The 14,506-nt window shown below is 57.6% G+C and carries 15 protein-coding genes, 1 tRNA gene and 2 pseudogenes; 6 read left to right on the forward strand and 12 right to left on the reverse strand.

Annotated features, from left to right (window positions below):
* Positions 1-41: 41 nt before the first annotated feature.
* Complete coding sequence (locus K1567_RS05715; RefSeq protein ID WP_310794492.1) at positions 42-1,289, reverse strand: multidrug effflux MFS transporter; 1,248 nt, start codon at positions 1,287-1,289, stop codon at positions 42-44.
* Positions 1,290-1,610: 321 nt separating this feature from the next.
* Here K1567_RS05715 and K1567_RS05720 point away from each other — a divergent pair, with 321 nt between their 5' ends.
* Genes K1567_RS05720 through K1567_RS05730 form a run of 3 tightly spaced genes read left to right on the forward strand, consistent with a single transcriptional unit; the run spans position 1,611 to position 4,100 of the window.
* Entirely contained in the window at positions 1,611-2,102 is a 492-nt protein-coding gene (locus tag K1567_RS05720; RefSeq protein ID WP_169869060.1) for a cupin domain-containing protein, read from the forward strand.
* Positions 2,099-2,887, forward strand: a complete 789-nt coding sequence (locus tag K1567_RS05725; protein WP_034097275.1) for a carboxymuconolactone decarboxylase family protein — start codon at positions 2,099-2,101, stop codon at positions 2,885-2,887. The genes K1567_RS05720 and K1567_RS05725 overlap by 4 nt, the downstream gene beginning before the upstream one ends.
* Before the next feature lie 13 nt (positions 2,888-2,900).
* On the forward strand, positions 2,901-4,100 hold the full coding sequence (locus K1567_RS05730) for an NAD(P)-dependent alcohol dehydrogenase (protein WP_034114467.1): 1,200 nt from the start codon (positions 2,901-2,903) through the stop codon (positions 4,098-4,100).
* Positions 4,101-4,130: 30 nt separating this feature from the next.
* Here the strand turns inward: K1567_RS05730 and K1567_RS05735 are convergent, their stop codons facing one another.
* From K1567_RS05735 to K1567_RS05755, 5 genes are all read right to left on the reverse strand, one after another.
* Positions 4,131-5,048: a LysR family transcriptional regulator gene (locus K1567_RS05735; protein ID WP_034097271.1), complete on the reverse strand. Its 918-nt coding sequence runs from the start codon at positions 5,046-5,048 to the stop codon at positions 4,131-4,133.
* A gap of 1,374 nt (positions 5,049-6,422) precedes the next feature.
* Complete coding sequence (locus K1567_RS05740; protein WP_034097269.1) at positions 6,423-6,971, reverse strand: hypothetical protein; 549 nt, start codon at positions 6,969-6,971, stop codon at positions 6,423-6,425.
* A 20-nt stretch (positions 6,972-6,991) separates the two neighbouring features.
* Entirely contained in the window at positions 6,992-7,246 is a 255-nt protein-coding gene (locus K1567_RS05745; protein ID WP_034097267.1) for a hypothetical protein, read from the reverse strand.
* A 62-nt stretch (positions 7,247-7,308) separates the two neighbouring features.
* Positions 7,309-7,527, reverse strand: a complete 219-nt coding sequence (locus tag K1567_RS05750) for a hypothetical protein (RefSeq protein ID WP_152331814.1) — start codon at positions 7,525-7,527, stop codon at positions 7,309-7,311.
* A 107-nt stretch (positions 7,528-7,634) separates the two neighbouring features.
* Positions 7,635-8,048, reverse strand: coding sequence for a hypothetical protein (locus K1567_RS05755; RefSeq protein ID WP_034097266.1), 414 nt, complete (start codon positions 8,046-8,048; stop codon positions 7,635-7,637).
* A 212-nt stretch (positions 8,049-8,260) separates the two neighbouring features.
* On the opposite strand from K1567_RS05755, the pseudogene K1567_RS05760 reads away from it, so the two are divergent.
* Positions 8,261-8,403, forward strand: a pseudogene (locus K1567_RS05760) (integrase); the annotation flags it as partial.
* Here the strand turns inward: K1567_RS05760 and tnpB are convergent.
* Both tnpB and K1567_RS27905 read right to left on the reverse strand, forming a co-directional pair.
* Complete coding sequence (tnpB, locus tag K1567_RS05765; RefSeq protein WP_103387545.1) at positions 8,369-8,590, reverse strand: IS66 family insertion sequence element accessory protein TnpB; 222 nt, start codon at positions 8,588-8,590, stop codon at positions 8,369-8,371. The pseudogene K1567_RS05760 and the gene tnpB sit on opposite strands and share 35 nt — an antisense overlap.
* Positions 8,591-8,615: 25 nt before the next feature.
* Positions 8,616-8,888, reverse strand: a complete 273-nt coding sequence (locus tag K1567_RS27905) for a transposase (RefSeq protein ID WP_169903883.1) — start codon at positions 8,886-8,888, stop codon at positions 8,616-8,618.
* Between the two features lie 277 nt (positions 8,889-9,165).
* On the opposite strand from K1567_RS27905, the gene K1567_RS05775 reads away from it, so the two are divergent.
* Together K1567_RS05775 and K1567_RS05780 are read left to right on the forward strand one after the other, a co-directional pair.
* Positions 9,166-9,456 (forward strand): type II toxin-antitoxin system ParD family antitoxin, encoded by a 291-nt coding sequence (locus K1567_RS05775; RefSeq protein ID WP_034097264.1) that lies wholly within the window; start codon positions 9,166-9,168, stop codon positions 9,454-9,456.
* A 2-nt stretch (positions 9,457-9,458) separates the two neighbouring features.
* Positions 9,459-9,815, forward strand: coding sequence for a type II toxin-antitoxin system RelE/ParE family toxin (locus K1567_RS05780; protein WP_220698245.1), 357 nt, complete (start codon positions 9,459-9,461; stop codon positions 9,813-9,815).
* Positions 9,816-10,433: 618 nt separating this feature from the next.
* Here the strand turns inward: K1567_RS05780 and K1567_RS05785 are convergent.
* The 4 genes and pseudogenes from K1567_RS05785 to uvrC all read right to left on the reverse strand — a co-directional run.
* A pseudogene (locus K1567_RS05785) lies at positions 10,434-11,720 on the reverse strand (tyrosine-type recombinase/integrase); the annotation flags it as partial.
* Between the two features lie 230 nt (positions 11,721-11,950).
* Positions 11,951-12,026: transfer RNA gene (locus tag K1567_RS05790), tRNA-Gly, on the reverse strand.
* Positions 12,027-12,089: 63 nt separating this feature from the next.
* Positions 12,090-12,650 carry a CDP-diacylglycerol--glycerol-3-phosphate 3-phosphatidyltransferase gene (pgsA, locus tag K1567_RS05795; protein ID WP_034097260.1) on the reverse strand — a complete coding sequence of 187 codons (561 nt, stop codon included), beginning with the start codon at positions 12,648-12,650 and terminating at the stop codon, positions 12,090-12,092.
* A 32-nt stretch (positions 12,651-12,682) separates the two neighbouring features.
* Positions 12,683-14,506: an excinuclease ABC subunit UvrC gene (uvrC, locus tag K1567_RS05800; RefSeq protein WP_220698247.1), complete on the reverse strand. Its 1,824-nt coding sequence runs from the start codon at positions 14,504-14,506 to the stop codon at positions 12,683-12,685.

Consider the following 14,506-nt stretch of genomic DNA (forward strand, 5'->3'; position numbering starts at 1 on the left):
GGGGTGTTCCTCAGTTTCAATGGTTCAAGTTCTAAAATGGATCAGTGATCGTCAGGGGCGCGCAGCACCCATACCGCGCTGGCAAGGCAACCCACTCCGCAAACGGCCAGTACCAACCCCATCGGCCAGGGTGTGCCGTCAGCGAAAATCGCCACAAGCGCCGAGCCGAAAATGCCCGCGCCGTATTGCAGAGCACCGGCCAGCGCCGAGGCTGAGCCTGCGAACTCAGGCATACAGCCCAGCGCACCCGAGATCGAGTTCGCCAACACCAGCCCTGTGGCTGATACGAATAAAAGGCAGCCGCAGATCATCAGAGGCAGTCCGCCCAGATCGGCCCACGTATTGATGGCGAGCACCAGTCCGGCCACGCAAGAGACCAACCCACCCACGGTCATCATCGTGTCGCTGGTGTAGCGGTTGAGCAGCCTGGCGTTGATCTGATTGGTGAGCATCAGCCCGACGATCCCGGCGCCAAACAAGGCGCCGTACCATTGGGGAGTGACGTGGTGGTAGGTGATGTAGGCAAACGGAGAGCCGGCGATGTAGGCGAACGTTCCGGCGTAAAAGAACCCACCCGCAGCGACATAACCAATGAATTTGCGGTGGCTTAGCAAACTTCCGTAGCGCATCAGGATTGCACGGGGTGAAGTAGGCGTTCGACGGCGAACTGGAAGGGTCTCGGGCAGCCACAGTAGACTGGCCAATGTCGTCAGCGCGACCAGCACCAGCGTCCAGAAGATCGCCTGCCAGGACAACCAGTGCAGAATCTGCCCACCCACAGTCGGACCGGCCAATGGGGCAATTGCCATGATGGTCATCAGCGTCGACATCTTCTGCGCTGCCCGCTGGCCTTCGTAAAGGTCGCGTACCATGGCTCGTGCCAGGACGACATTGGCGCACGCGCCCAATGCCTGAACAACTCGCCAGAAAATGATCGTCGAGCCGTCAGCAGCAAGCGCGCAGCCGCTGGAACCGATGATGAACAGCAGCAACCCCAGCGCGACTGGCAGGCGCCGCCCGAAGCGATCACTGAACTGCCCCCAGAACAGCTGGCCCAGACTGAACCCCGCCAGATAACCGCTGACCGTCAGTTCCATCATGCCGCTGGTGGCATGCAGCGACGTCGCCATGACCGGCATCGCGGGCAGGTAGAGGTCAGTGGAAATAGAGGCGAACGCCAACAATGCACTGAGAATCAACAGAACCCGCAGCCCATGCTCAACAGTATTTTTCGATACATCGGCCAGCGCGACGTCACTACGCGGCGCAATCAACTCCAGTTTGCTCACTGTGTGTTCTCTCGGGGAAAATACGAATGCTTGCCGCGCAGGATTATTCTCCTGGAGCCTTGATCTTCAATGCTGGAAAGGGGAACGCGACGCCATTGTTCGATGGGATTACGGTAATCAACCTCGATTGAGACGATAACCCGCCAAGATCGGGATGTTCCTGTGAGGAATGCTCATCAATAGTCCCCGCCGCGTTGGCAGTGGTCTGACGGCCTACTGATGAGCATTGCTCATCGCTTCATGCAGGATTTGAGGGGTAGTTCTGTCGAAGATGTTCCTCTAGCGTTTCAGCTCCTCCGAATAACGAGCAGGAGCTTACCGATGAAAGCACTCGCCACCCTATCTGCGCTGGCCGCGACATTGATGGCCTCAATGTCTGGTTACGGCGCCGAAATTCCCACCGAGAAAACCATGAACGTGGTTCGCAACGGCGAGCAGGCGTCCATCATGGGTGCGCCCGGAAATTTTGTGGGTAGCGCCCGGATCGATCCTCTGATTGCGGTACGTGCACCCTCGAAAGTGTCGGCAGGTGCAGTGACCTTTCAGCCCGGCGCGCGCTCGGTGTGGCACACCCATCCCTTGGGGCAGGCATTGGTCGTCACGGCTGGCATGGGCTGGATCCAGCAGGAAAACGGCGAGAAAATCGTTATCAAGCCTGGCGATGTGATCTGGACGCCACCCGGCGTCAAACACTGGCATGGCGCGACTGCAACGACCGGGATGAGCCACATTGCGATCCAGGAGTCTCAGGATGGCAAGAATGTGGAGTGGCTGGAGCCTGTCACTGAGGCACAGTACGAGGCGTCGCGATGAAATGGGCAAAGGCCGGACTGGCCTCACTGTCATTGTTGCTGGCAGCGTGCTCCAACCATACGCCCGGCGACTCGGCTCAAGTACCTCCTGTTCCAAGCCTGGATGACATGCGTGCCGTGTCTCCAACGTTGGCACACAACACTGAATCGATGCTGCTCGGAGAAGTGTGGAAACGCCCCGGGTTGTCTCCTCGCGACCGCAGTCTGGTCACCCTCGCAGTGCTGATTTCCAAGCAGCAAACGGTCGAATTGGCCTACCACCTGAACCTGGCCTTGGATAACGGCGTTAAGCCTTCGGAAATTTCCGAAGTCATCAACCATCTGGCTTTCTACACCGGTTGGGGCAATGCCACCGCAACCATCCTGGTGACCAAGCAGGTGTTCGCCCAGCGCGGCGTCACAGTGGAGCAACTCCCCCCCGTGTCCCCTCCGCTGCTACCTATCGACCAAGCATCCGAGAAAGTTCGCACGACCTTTGTCGACAAGACAGTCGGTCCGGTATCACCGGGTGTGGTGCATTACACCAGCGCTGCGCTCTTTCATGACTTGTGGCTACGACCCGGGCTCGCCCCACGAGATCGAAGCCTCATAACGGTCAGCGCTCTAATCGCCACCGGGCAGGTCGCACAGCTCGGCGCACACCTCAACCGAGCCATGGACAACGGGCTGACTCAGGGAGAAGCCTCTGAGGTGCTGACACAACTGGCGTTCTACACCGGATGGCCAAATGTGTTTACCGCAGTGCCTGTGGTCAACGATGTATTTGCTGGCCGCAAGAAAACCTAAGGAGCGAAGCTGCATGAGTGAAAAGACATCTGACGCGACGCCTTCGGCCATGAGTCGGCGCAAAGTACTGATGGCGGGAGCAGGACTGGCGGCTGCTCCCTTGCTGAGCGGAGCAGGCGAATCAGTAGCCCAGGCTTCGGAACCCGCACAACTCAAAGGGCCGTTCAGCGTCCGTGCCTACGGCACGAAAGGGGCCAGGGCGGGCTTTGCGCCCATGCAGATCCAGCGCCGGGCCGTAGGCCCCAAAGATGTGTTGATCGATATTGAGTATGCAGGCGTCTGCCACTCGGATATCCACATCGCACACAGCGAATGGTCCGAGACACCCTACCCCTGCGTGCCTGGCCATGAAATTGTCGGAAAGGTCTCAGCTGTTGGAGCGCAGGTCAGCAAATTCAAGGTGGGTGATTATGCAGGTGTCGGGTGCATGGTGGACGCTTGCGGTAACTGCGAAAACTGCCTGGCAGACCGCGAACAGAACTGTCTCGAAGGGACGACATTCACCTACGCATCCCCAGACAAGGTGTTGGGAGGGATGACGTATGGCGGCTACTCGGAACGCATCGTGGTGGCCGAGCATTTTGCGATCCGCATGCCGTCGGGCGCCAACCTGGCAGCCATGACGCCACTGCTTTGCGCGGGCGTCACGACCTTCTCACCGATGCAGCACTGGAACCTCAAACCTGGGCAAAAAGTCGCCGTCATCGGCCTGGGAGGATTAGGACATGTTGCAGTGAAACTGGGTGCCGCTCGGCGAGCCGAGGTGACGGTCTTCACCACCACTGCCAGCAAAGTTCAGGACGCCAAGCGCTTGGGTGCGGGTGAGGCGATCTTGTGGAGCGATGAAGCAGCCTTTGCTCGACTCGCCAACCACTTCGACCTGATCATTTCCACGGTGCCGCAGGCCTACCCCATGCAGCGCTTCGTCAACCTGCTGAAACTGGATGCGACGTTCGTTAATGTCGGCGCTCTGGATGACTTGCAAGGATTGAGCGGAATGCTGATGGCGTTTGGGCGCAAAACATTCGCTGGATCCCTGATTGGCGGGATCGCCGAAACTCAGGAAGTCATCGACTACTGTGCGGCACGCAACATCACCGCGGATATCGAATTGATCAATCCAGACGAGATTGACCGGGCCTATGCACGAGTTGTCGATAAGGATGTGCGCTATCGATTCGTCGTCGATATAGCCGCCTCGAAACGAGCCTGAGATACCCAGCCGCGTCGAGGTCTGATGCGGCTACGGCAGGCACTCGCCCATTGGTTTAAGTTCCCTGATCAGGTCGATCAACAGCGTAAGGCCCATCGGGACCTGCCGGTGGCTCGAAAAGTACATGTGGAATCCCGGGGCTACGCTGGCCCAGTCATCGAGCACCCGGATCACCTCCCCGCGCGCCACCAGAGGAGCAATCGCAGGCTCCGGGGCGTACATCAGACCAGCTCCCTGGCGCACCAGCGAAAGCCCGACGCGTGTTTCGTCGATGGTGATGCAGCCCGGGACGGCAATTGCCAACTGCTCATCGTCCTTTTCGAATTCCCAGTCATACATGGCACCATTGCCCAGGCGAATGCGCAGGCAGCGATGTTGCACAAGATCGTTCGGATGCTGTGGCACGCCGAAACGTTTGAGATAGCCCCGACTGCCCGCCACCACCCAGCGGATGTCCGGCGACAGACGCTGAGCGATCATGTCCTCGGGCACCGTACCGCCGTAACGGATACCGGCATCGTGCCCGCCGCCGATGACGTCGACGATCAGGTTGGTGACTGTCAAATCGACTTGCATGTCCGGGTAGCGGTCGTTAAACACCGGGAGAACCGGGCCCAACAAGAGATCGGCAGCGTCACTGAGAAGATTAAGACGAATACGCCCGGTAGGCTCATCCCGATAACGATTCAACGCTTCGGCTGCTTGAGCGATTTCGTCCATAGGTTTGCAGATAAAGCCGTGCAACTCCTCGCCTGCCGCCGTCAGCGTGACACTGCGAGTGGTGCGGTTGAGGAGACGAACGCCGAGACGCGTCTCAAGCCCCTTGATGGCATGGCTCAACGCAGACGCACTGATGCCAACCTCCTTGCCCGCCCGGCTGAAGTTCTCGTGCCGGACAATGGCCAGGAAATAAACGAAATCGGCAAGATTCGCACGGTTAAGATTCATATCCCATGGTCCGTTCGTGATGGACGAGGCCCCGTTAGCCATCCAAAGTGGCCACCATTCTACGGGTTATGGAGCTGATGACCGATGAGCATTAATCAGCACATAAGTATAAATTGCTCATCAATATTTTTAGGGTCGATTGTGCGCGTGTTATGGGCTCCACCCTCACGAATCTGCTTAATGAGTTGCGAGTGACACGAGTAGTCGGTAATCGACATCGGTTCTGATTCGCGAGGAGCTGTACCGGACGTCCTAATGTTCTGTCGGGGATGAGCGATTGGAACGTCACCTAGCAGCTAATACCCAACTGTGAGGCAGTCTAGGGAGCTAGCCCCGGGATGACCGCTTTGGGTCGAAAGTCGTCAATCGCGAAGCGCAGCTATTGGCCGGGAGCTGCGGTACGCAACTGAAAGCTTCCGGCCCAAAAAAGCGGCTCCGAATCGCCGAATGAAGGCTAAGAAACCTGATCACCGATCACTATGATGGGTGCTCCGAAGGTTACATCAGATAGCCGAGTAGCCTCAGCTAATGCCCGTAAAGGGGCAGGCAAATCGAAAAGTGTCAGTGGATTCAGTGGGCGGCATTGCAGCTCATACCCCCTCAAGGCTTGGCGTGAATCGCGATGAACGTCTGACCAGTCGTACGCGAAGAACCCACGTTTGGCAAATTCAACGAAAGCGTTTACGCCAGCCCTGGCAGTGACCCGATCTGCATCGGACACCTCCGGCAATGAGAGGACAAATTCTTCGGAGTTTTCGACGGAGGGCATTGCGGAATCAGGAACCGGCCCCGGCCCCCCCGTAGTGAAGAGCGCAACCTGCCCGACGGCGTCGGTGGCGACCCATCCAACATCAAAGTCCTGGAGAACGAAGGGAGCCACCATTTGCACCTACTTTATAAAAAGGGACGAGCTGATTTCCTAACTCTACTTGCCAGCCCAGAGTGTGTAAAAGCGCGCCGGCAAACTCTTAAAGCGGGAAGAAATTCGACAAGTTCATTGTCCCAGCTTTAAACATCCGGTTCTGGCCGTTTTCTGCCTGTGACGACCGATTGAATTCGGCCATAAGCGGACATGTCAGAAAAATTGTGGTCGGTGATGCCATCTATCTCCATCTCGTGACAGCGCCAGAAAACGCTTGGCCTTTGTCTGGATGTCTACCTCAAAAGCGGACGACCAACTCGGTTCTGGTTTCGCCCAGCTTGCCTCCTCCGCAAGTGCAAGCTGGCTCACTTCTCTGCCTCTTGGATACGCCTGGTATGTCAAGTCGGCTAAAGGCCACGCCCCCGATGCGCATTGATTCGGCTCACGTTTAGGTTTGAACTATCCGCAATGTCCGGATAGCTACCTATCGCTGGAATTCTGAATATCCCAAGCTAAAAGGCATCCAATGCTCTACACAGCCCTGCCTTCTCAACAGGCTCGTTTTCAGGTTTTCCAGCTGGGTTTAAGCGCTGCAACGCGACCAGGCACTGGCCACCGTCGAGCAGGATCAGTTCGTAATCTTGCCCGGCCTTGGGGGTGAAGTGAAAGCTTTGCCTGCATCTATAGGAATTACCGCCGGAAACATAGCCCTCACTCTGGAAGTTCATGGCAAAAGGCTTGTTCGCCGGCACCTTCAGTTCGCTACGCGCGGAGCCTTGCGGCTCCACCCGGCGGTTGCTCTCGGGCATGCCCAGGCTGCGACCATTATTCTGCCCCGCAAAGCCGGACTCGGACACGGCCATCACCCCGGCGCCAGGCACACGCCAGTCGATGCAGTCACGGCCCGGCACGCCGCGCGCCATGCCATTGGTGATCACACGCAAGCGTGCGGTATCCCCGGATGTGGGTTCAACATAGGCCGTATTGTAAGCACGGATATTGGAAATATTGCCGCAGCCACTCACGGCCAGAGCCAGGCCTGCGATCAGAAACGCTCTCATGGAAATCCTTTTTTTGAGGCTTAACGGCAGTGATAAGGGCTTTCGCTGCGCAGTTCCTCGCCGGTGCGGGCATCGCGAATGATGACCGTCGCCCCCGGCGCATTGAGGCAGAACGCATTGCGTATGGGGTAGATGTTATGGCCCTCGGCGGTGAAGGTGCCAAGCTTGGTTAACGGGCCGCCGGAGGCGTCCTGAGCCGTCACGGTGTATTCACCCGACATGGTCAGACAGCCGCTCAGTAACAGCGCCAAGGTGGCGCAGATTGGATATTTCACAGGTGATGTCCCTATCGTGTTGAGTGACGAGCCCTCAAAAAGAAGGCGGTTTTTTTGTGGTTTCATTGCGCCGACTCGCAGGCCTTCAACGGCTCCTTGGGGTGCGATGCACAGATATCGAAACCGTCACGCCGGGTGTAGCCCGCGCGCTTCATACACACAAAGCGCTGGGCCATCTCCTGGAAGCTGGCCCTGGGATCAATGCCGGAACCATTCTTTTCACCACACGCCAACATGGACGCAACCACATCCTGGTGGCTGGCGCCGGGCTTCTCCCACAAGTCGGCATCGGCCGTGGGGGGCTAGAAGGGCTTGCTAAAGCAAGCGCTGACAAAAGGTGCAATCAACACAATTAACGCCAGACGTTTGAGCTGCATCCTGAATTTCCTTATTTGCGCGGGCTCACCGGCGCCAGCACGGGCCGACCCTCGGGCCAGTATCGTGTGCAGGCATTTGGGCCGTAGGCGTAACAGCTGTGCATTGTCGTCTCGCCCTTCAATACGTTGATAAGCTCTTTAAACAGGCTACTGCCCTGGGGTATCACCCCGCCGGTGCCTGGGTTATTGCCCATGATGAACCACGTACCTACCGGGTCGTAGTTATGGACCTCGTACTTAAGGACCAGGTTCGCCCGTTCGACGGGGTCGGTGACGGCTGCGCGATTTTGCAAATAGGCCAGCTGTTCATCGGCGCGATAGACATTGAATGCACCGCCAAAGTCATACACCGTGGTTTTTCTAAGCATGCCTTGGGCGTCCGGTAGATTGGCAATGGAATCTCGCGAGATACTTATCAAAACCATCGGGCGCCCCCTCCAGCTTAATTAGCCATGACATGCGCTACTCCTTGCGGTGCTCTAGCAATCGAAAAAGTCTCGACACTAGCACTTTGGCACCCAGTAGCTTCATCCGCCCCATACCTCGAGCCGTGAGCTATTACTGGAGCAACTTCTGCGGAGGAAATGAGCGGCCGTAAAAGCTTACTGGCATTGCTGGCTCTCACAGACCAGCCCTGACCCGGCAGTACGCCCGAATCGTCAAGCGTGGAAAAAAGCTATTGGCCTTGAACCGGCTATGTTCGGCACCCACATGATGAGACGTATGAAGGCGTCACTGACCTATCTCAGGACCAGAAACCTGAGGGCACTTCAGCTCCTAGCACCTTTATGCGATTGGCGCGGCTGTTGGCGAACAGATAAGCGCAGTGCGGCTGCGCCGCACCGAACACCACGATCGCCTTAGCTAACGCAGTTTCGGTACCAGCGCGCATGTCCATCGGAGCGGTGACGAGCCAGATGGCGTCGATGCGGATCATCGCAACAGGTCTCGAAGAAAGGTCGCGCATGCAGCAGCATTTTCAGTGGGCCAGTTCAATTTAACGATGCCGCGTGGGTGCTGGATCTCAACGCAGATATTCGATGACGCTGCGTGCGAACTTGCTGCGGCCAACGGCATGGGTAATGGAATAAATGCATGTAAAGCACGACGCTTTTGTGCGTGTGCACCCGAATCCATTTGTGGACGAGGTTTGCGTTGAGGCTATGGCTGAGCGCAATGCTGGCAATCGAAGCACCGCGCTGGGCACACTCTTGAATGACCTGGGCGTTGAAGGATTTGGAATAGGAACGGCGTGTTGGCCGCATGAAATACCCGCTTAAACGGCTAGAGCTGGTGCCCACTTAAATTTAAGTGCACACCATCTCTTGGCTTTGCGGGGCTGGGTAGATGACTTGGCCGGACGCATACAATCAATCTACAGGTTGTTTTATTAATGGGTGGATCACTTTGAATCTTGCTGATTAGCGCCGAGTCAGCCATCAGCTGATCGCCGAATGTCGGCCCCAAACTATTCCCCTGAACGAAAATGGCATAATATGCCAACAATCAAAAGTACCTGTTTGCATGGACCTGGAGCTAGTTATGGCGACGCGAAACGTTGTGCTCACCCCTCACCAGGAACAGGTTATCCAGGACCTGGTGCAGTCCGGCCGTTATCAGAATGCCAGCGAAGTGATGCGAGAAGGTTTGCGCCTATTGGAACAGCGCGTCGCCGAAGACACCGCCAAAATTGAGGCCCTGCGTCAGGCGACCTCGATCGGCATCATGGATCTTGAGCACGGGCACTTTACTCAGTTGAACGAAGGAGATCTGGAGCACTACCTCGAGGGCTTGAGCCTGGAGGCCACCCTCCCCGCGCGCGAGAAACACTGAGCATGCCGCAATATCGGATTTCCAACGCGGCGCGCACCGACATTGTCGACATCCTCAGGCTCTCCCAGACGCAGTTCGGCGATCAAGCACGCCACCGCTACCAGGCGCTGATCCTCTCCGCATTACAAGCTATCGCCGACACGCTCTATCGAATTGGCAGCCACGACCGCGATGAGCTTGCACCGGGCCTTCGCAGCTATCACCTCATCTACTCACGCCAGCAGGCTAAACACCCTCATGGAACGGTCAAAAGCCCGCGCCATGTCGTGTTCTATCGCGTGGCAAATGACGACGTGATCGAGGTCGTCCGACTCCTGCATGACGCCATGGAAGTGCAGTTGCACTTGCCTAACGACTGATCACCGACCTGGCCCAAAGGCTTAACTGGCCATGAACAGCGAAGGATAGGTGCTGAAAAACAGCCCCGACAACGCCGCTTAAAGGTATCGACTCATCACCCACGTCCTCTTCCGAACGAGCAAGGGTTTGCCAGAGACGGGTTGCTCATCCAGTATAAGGAAGTGCACTGAATACCAGCCACGGCCACCGAGGTCCGTGTCAGAAATCGCCATTCGCGATCGCTCGTGCACCCAGTGCGAGCGGGGGCAAATCTGGGGGCATATTAAAGATTTTTTGAGCTGAAAAAATTGTCCTAGAGCCTAGTGAAAATGCTTTTCGGCGTTCCCGAGAGTCTTTAAGTGCCTTCAAAGTCACTAATTTTGGCGAGTTTGATAAATACTCAAAATGACGCAACCCCGAGTTCGCCACCCACGCGCTTGGACGTCACCTGGTTCTCGAGAATGCCCCATGAACAACCAAACCTTATATGAAATTCTAGGGTACCTGTTGCGCGACCCGCAGGCAGTGATGCCGTCAGCTACGTTCGACAACCCCCTATCTGCGACTGACCCAAGGCCCTATCCCGCCTGCACAGCCAAAGCAACCGCAGGATTCAGCTCTACCCCCTCGCCCAACTGAGGCACGCCCTCCAGACGAATGATCAGTCGTGTACTGGCAGCTTTCAGATTGCCCCGCTCCAGCAGATCCAGCCGATTGGCCCAGTCCTGCATCATGTGCCGCCGCAACTCCACGTACTCGGCGTGGTTGTAGGTGGCACTGGTCTTGTCTGGATCCGCGTGGGATAGCTGGGCGTCAATCCACGGTTTGGGGTAACCGATCTCATGCAACGCAGTGGACAGCGTGGCCCTGATTCCATGCCCCGTCAGTTGATCGACATAACCCATCCGGCGCAGGGCGCCATTGAGGGTGTTTTCACTGATCCGCTGGCCCAGGTTACTGCGATGGGCCAGCAAGTGGCGTTGCGCGGGACGCACTCGCTTCAACAGTTGGCGCACCACCTCCATCGCCTGAGTCGACAGCGGCACGATATAGGGAGGGATGTCCTGCGCACGCCTGCGCTTTTTGCGCATCTTCAGTTGCAACTGCTTGACCACCTCGGAGGGAATGGTCCACAACCCTCGCTCAAGATCAAACTGAGCGGGGGTCGCCCAACGCAGTTCTCCCGTGCGTACTCCCGTCAACAGCAACAGCCGTATTCCTAACCGCGTTTGTTCCATCCCGCCGTAATCACGCAAGGTGTGTAACAAGGCCGGAAGCTCGGCCATACGCAGGAAGGGTTGATGGACCACCGACGGCTTGGGCATCGCCACCACGTCCAGGTCTGAGGCGGGGTTCTGCTCTAGCGCCGGAACCTTGACCATGGCGAAACGAAACAGCTGATTGAACCAGGTCCGGCACTTCTCGGCAGTCGTGAACGCGCCGCGCTGCTCGATCCGCGCCAACACCGCTAGCAGATCAGGGCGACGAATGTCACCGATGGAGCACAGGCCAAGCGTGGGCAGCACGTCCTTGCCAAAGATCCGCCGAATCTGAGACAGCGTGCTTTGCCGGCCTTCCTTGAGGGAGAGCGACCGATGCTCGACCCAGTGGTCGAACGTACTCTTAAATGTGTTTTCTTCTGCCAGCCGGTCAGCTTCACGGGTGTGCCGGCGATGCGCCTGGGGGTTGACCCCTTGCGCCAATAATTTGCGCGCTTCGTCCCGAAGGGAACGCGCCTCACGCAAACTGACTTCGGGATAGGTGCCCATCGACATGCGCTTTTGCTTACCGTTCCAGCAGTAACGGAAGTGCCACGAACGCCCGCCCGAAGCCGTCACCGCCAGGGACAGACCGTCAATATCGCCGAGAGTGTAGTCTTTGCCGGTGGGCTTGGCCTGCCGGACGGCAGCATCTGAAAGAGCCATGCTTCTAGCCTCCTGAAGGTTGGATTCAGGGCTAGATGTTCAGCAAATGACTCGTTGGGCTCCTGCAACAATCCGATCTCGAAGCCCGCCATTTTTATGGACTAGATTCTGGACTAAATCTAGTCCAGATACCCGTAGCTTTGAGTGGATGCCAACGGAACGAAAAAAGACGCCTAAGCGTCTATTTTCAATGACTTACAGACTTCCATGGAACTCTGTAGATCTATATTTGGAGCGGGAAACGAGACTCGAACTCGCGACCCCGACCTTGGCAAGGTCGTGCTCTACCAACTGAGCTATTCCCGCGTCTTGGTGGTGCGCATTCTATAGAATCCTCATCACCCGTCAACCCCTTGATTCAAAAATGTTTTATTTCTTTTCAACGGTGGTGCGCAGATGAGGCCAGGCGGCGCGTAAATATTGGAGCATGGACCACAAGGTGAGGCCAGCGGCGATGAGCAGTAAGGCGTAGCCCAACAGGACCCAAAAGGTGAAATCGGACGGATTGGCCAGCAGGATCACCAGGGCAAGCATCTGCGCAGCGGTTTTCCACTTGCCCATGTTGGAGACCGCAACGTGGGCGCGGGCGCCGATTTCGGCCATCCATTCACGCAGGGCCGACACCACGATCTCGCGGCCGATGATCACGGCGGCAGGCAACGTGAGCCACAGGTTGCCGTGCTCCTGTACTAGCAGCACCAGGGCCACAGCCACCATCAGCTTGTCGGCCACGGGATCGAGAAATGCGCCGAACGGCGTGCTCTGCTCCAGGCGACGCGCCAGGTAGCCATCGAGCCAGTCGGTCGCTGCCGCGAAGGCGAATACCGAACTTGAGGCCAGGTAGCTCCATTGGTAGGGCAAATAAAACAGCAAAATAAAAATCGGAATGAGCAGGACGCGTAGAACGGTAATCAGATTAGGGATATTCATCGGCACAACTGGCTACGAGGTGGAAAGGCATTCTATTCGCTGTGCAGATTCGCATAAATCAACTCAGCGAGCTTTTTACTGATACCGGGTGCTTTGGCTATCTCGTCAATGCTGGCACGGGACAGCTCCTGCAAGCCACCAAAATGTTTAAGCAAGTCGCGGCGGCGCGTCGGGCCCACCCCCGCAACCCCTTCCAGGGTTGAGGTTCGTCGAGTTTTGCCACGGCGGGCGCGATGGCCGGTAATGGCGAAACGGTGAGCTTCGTCGCGGATCTGCTGGATCAGATGCAGGGCCGGCGAGTCACCCTTCAAGGTGAACTCGTGGGCGGCATCATTCAAGTACAGCGTTTCAAAACCGGCCTTGCGCGTGGTGCCCTTGGCGACACCCAGCAGGATCAGGTCGGGCACCGCCAGTTCGTTGAGTACATCACGGGCCATGGAGAGTTGGCCCTTGCCACCATCCACCAACAGGATGTCAGGGAGTTTGCCCTCGCCATCCTTCAATTTACTGAAGCGCCGTGTGAGGGCCTGATGCATGGCCGCGTAATCGTCGCCGGCGGTGACCCCTTCAATATTGTAGCGTCGGTAATCGGACTTGATCGGCCCTTCCGGCCCGAACACCACGCAGGAGGCCACCGTGGCTTCGCCGCTGGAGTGGCTGATGTCATAGCATTCAAGGCGCTGCGGTGGCTCGTCCAGATTGAGCACCTCAGCCAAGGCATCGAAGCGTGCGGCAACATGCTGTCGATTGGCCAGGCGTGCACTCAGAGCCTGTTCAGCGTTGGTCACCGCCAGTTGCTGCCAACGCGCACGAGTGCCACGCACGCGATGGCTGATATCCAGCTCGCGGCCGCGCAGTTCGTGAATGGCTTCGATCAGTGCGGGGAAGTCTTCATGGACCACGTTGACAATCAGTTCCGAAGGCAAGTCGCGCTCCGGACTGCTGACATAGTACTGCCCCAGAAACGCCGCCATGACTTCGGCCACATCCTCGTCGATACCGGTCTGCGGAAAGAAATTCTTACTACCGAGAACCCGCCCGCCCCGCACGCTGATCAGGTGCACACAAGCACCGCCCGGGTTGACGAACGCGGCGATCACATCGACATCGCCACTGCCACCTTCCATGCTCTGCTGATCCTGCACCCGCCGTAGCAACGAGATCTGGTCGCGCAGTTCGGCAGCCCGTTCGAAATTCAGGGCATTGGCTGCCTGCTCCATGGCCGCTGACAACTCGTCGGTGAGCGCGTTGCTGCGACCTTCGAGGAACATCACAGAATGCCGTACATCCTCGGCATACTCCGCCGGCTCCACCAGCCCCACACAGGGCGCCTTGCAGCGCTTGATTTGGTATTGCAAGCAAGGCCGCGTGCGGTTTTTGTAGAAGCTGTCTTCGCACTGGCGCACAAAAAAGGTTTTTTGCAGCAGGCTCAGGCTCTCACGAATCGCCCCCGCGCTGGGATACGGCCCGAAGTACTTGCCCTTCTGCTTCTTGGCCCCGCGATGAATACTCAGGCGTGGGAAGTTGCCGTCGGACAGGAATAGGTACGGGTAAGACTTATCGTCCCGCAGCAGGATGTTATAGGGGGGCCGCCACTCCTTGATCAGGGTCTGCTCAAGCAACAGCGCTTCGGTTTCGTTGGCGGTGATGGTGGTTTCGACCTGAGCGATACGCGCCACCAGGGCCGCAGTTTTCGGCGCGAGTCCGGTCTTGCGAAAGTAGCTCGACAGGCGGTTCTTCAGGTTCTTGGCTTTGCCCACATAAAGCAGGCGCGCCTCGCTGTCGAACATGCGGTACACGCCGGGGCGGCCGCTGCAAGTCGAGAGAAAGGCGCTGGGATCAAACGGCGTGGTCAT

The organism is Pseudomonas sp. S5F11, from assembly GCF_019641515.1.
GTDB classification, from domain to species: domain Bacteria; phylum Pseudomonadota; class Gammaproteobacteria; order Pseudomonadales; family Pseudomonadaceae; genus Aquipseudomonas; species Aquipseudomonas rhodesiae.

Bases quoted from the DNA above. Each gene is read 5' to 3' on its own strand.
- K1567_RS05720 (WP_169869060.1), top strand. From the start codon at position 1,611: ATGAAAGCACTCGCCACCCTATCTGCGCTGGCCGCGACATTGATGGCC.
- K1567_RS05725 (WP_034097275.1), top strand. From the start codon at position 2,099: ATGAAATGGGCAAAGGCCGGACTGGCCTCACTGTCATTGTTGCTGGCA.
- K1567_RS05730 (WP_034114467.1), top strand. From the start codon at position 2,901: ATGAGTGAAAAGACATCTGACGCGACGCCTTCGGCCATGAGTCGGCGC.
- K1567_RS05735 (WP_034097271.1), bottom strand. From the start codon at position 5,048: ATGAATCTTAACCGTGCGAATCTTGCCGATTTCGTTTATTTCCTGGCC.
- K1567_RS05740 (WP_034097269.1), bottom strand. From the start codon at position 6,971: ATGAGAGCGTTTCTGATCGCAGGCCTGGCTCTGGCCGTGAGTGGCTGC.
- K1567_RS05755 (WP_034097266.1), bottom strand. From the start codon at position 8,048: ATGGTTTTGATAAGTATCTCGCGAGATTCCATTGCCAATCTACCGGAC.
- tnpB (WP_103387545.1), bottom strand. From the start codon at position 8,590: ATGCGCGACCTTTCTTCGAGACCTGTTGCGATGATCCGCATCGACGCC.
- K1567_RS27905 (WP_169903883.1), bottom strand. From the start codon at position 8,888: ATGCGGCCAACACGCCGTTCCTATTCCAAATCCTTCAACGCCCAGGTC.
- K1567_RS05775 (WP_034097264.1), top strand. From the start codon at position 9,166: ATGGCGACGCGAAACGTTGTGCTCACCCCTCACCAGGAACAGGTTATC.
- K1567_RS05780 (WP_220698245.1), top strand. From the start codon at position 9,459: ATGCCGCAATATCGGATTTCCAACGCGGCGCGCACCGACATTGTCGAC.
- pgsA (WP_034097260.1), bottom strand. From the start codon at position 12,650: ATGAATATCCCTAATCTGATTACCGTTCTACGCGTCCTGCTCATTCCG.
- uvrC (WP_220698247.1), bottom strand. From the start codon at position 14,506: ATGACCACGCCGTTTGATCCCAGCGCCTTTCTCTCGACTTGCAGCGGC.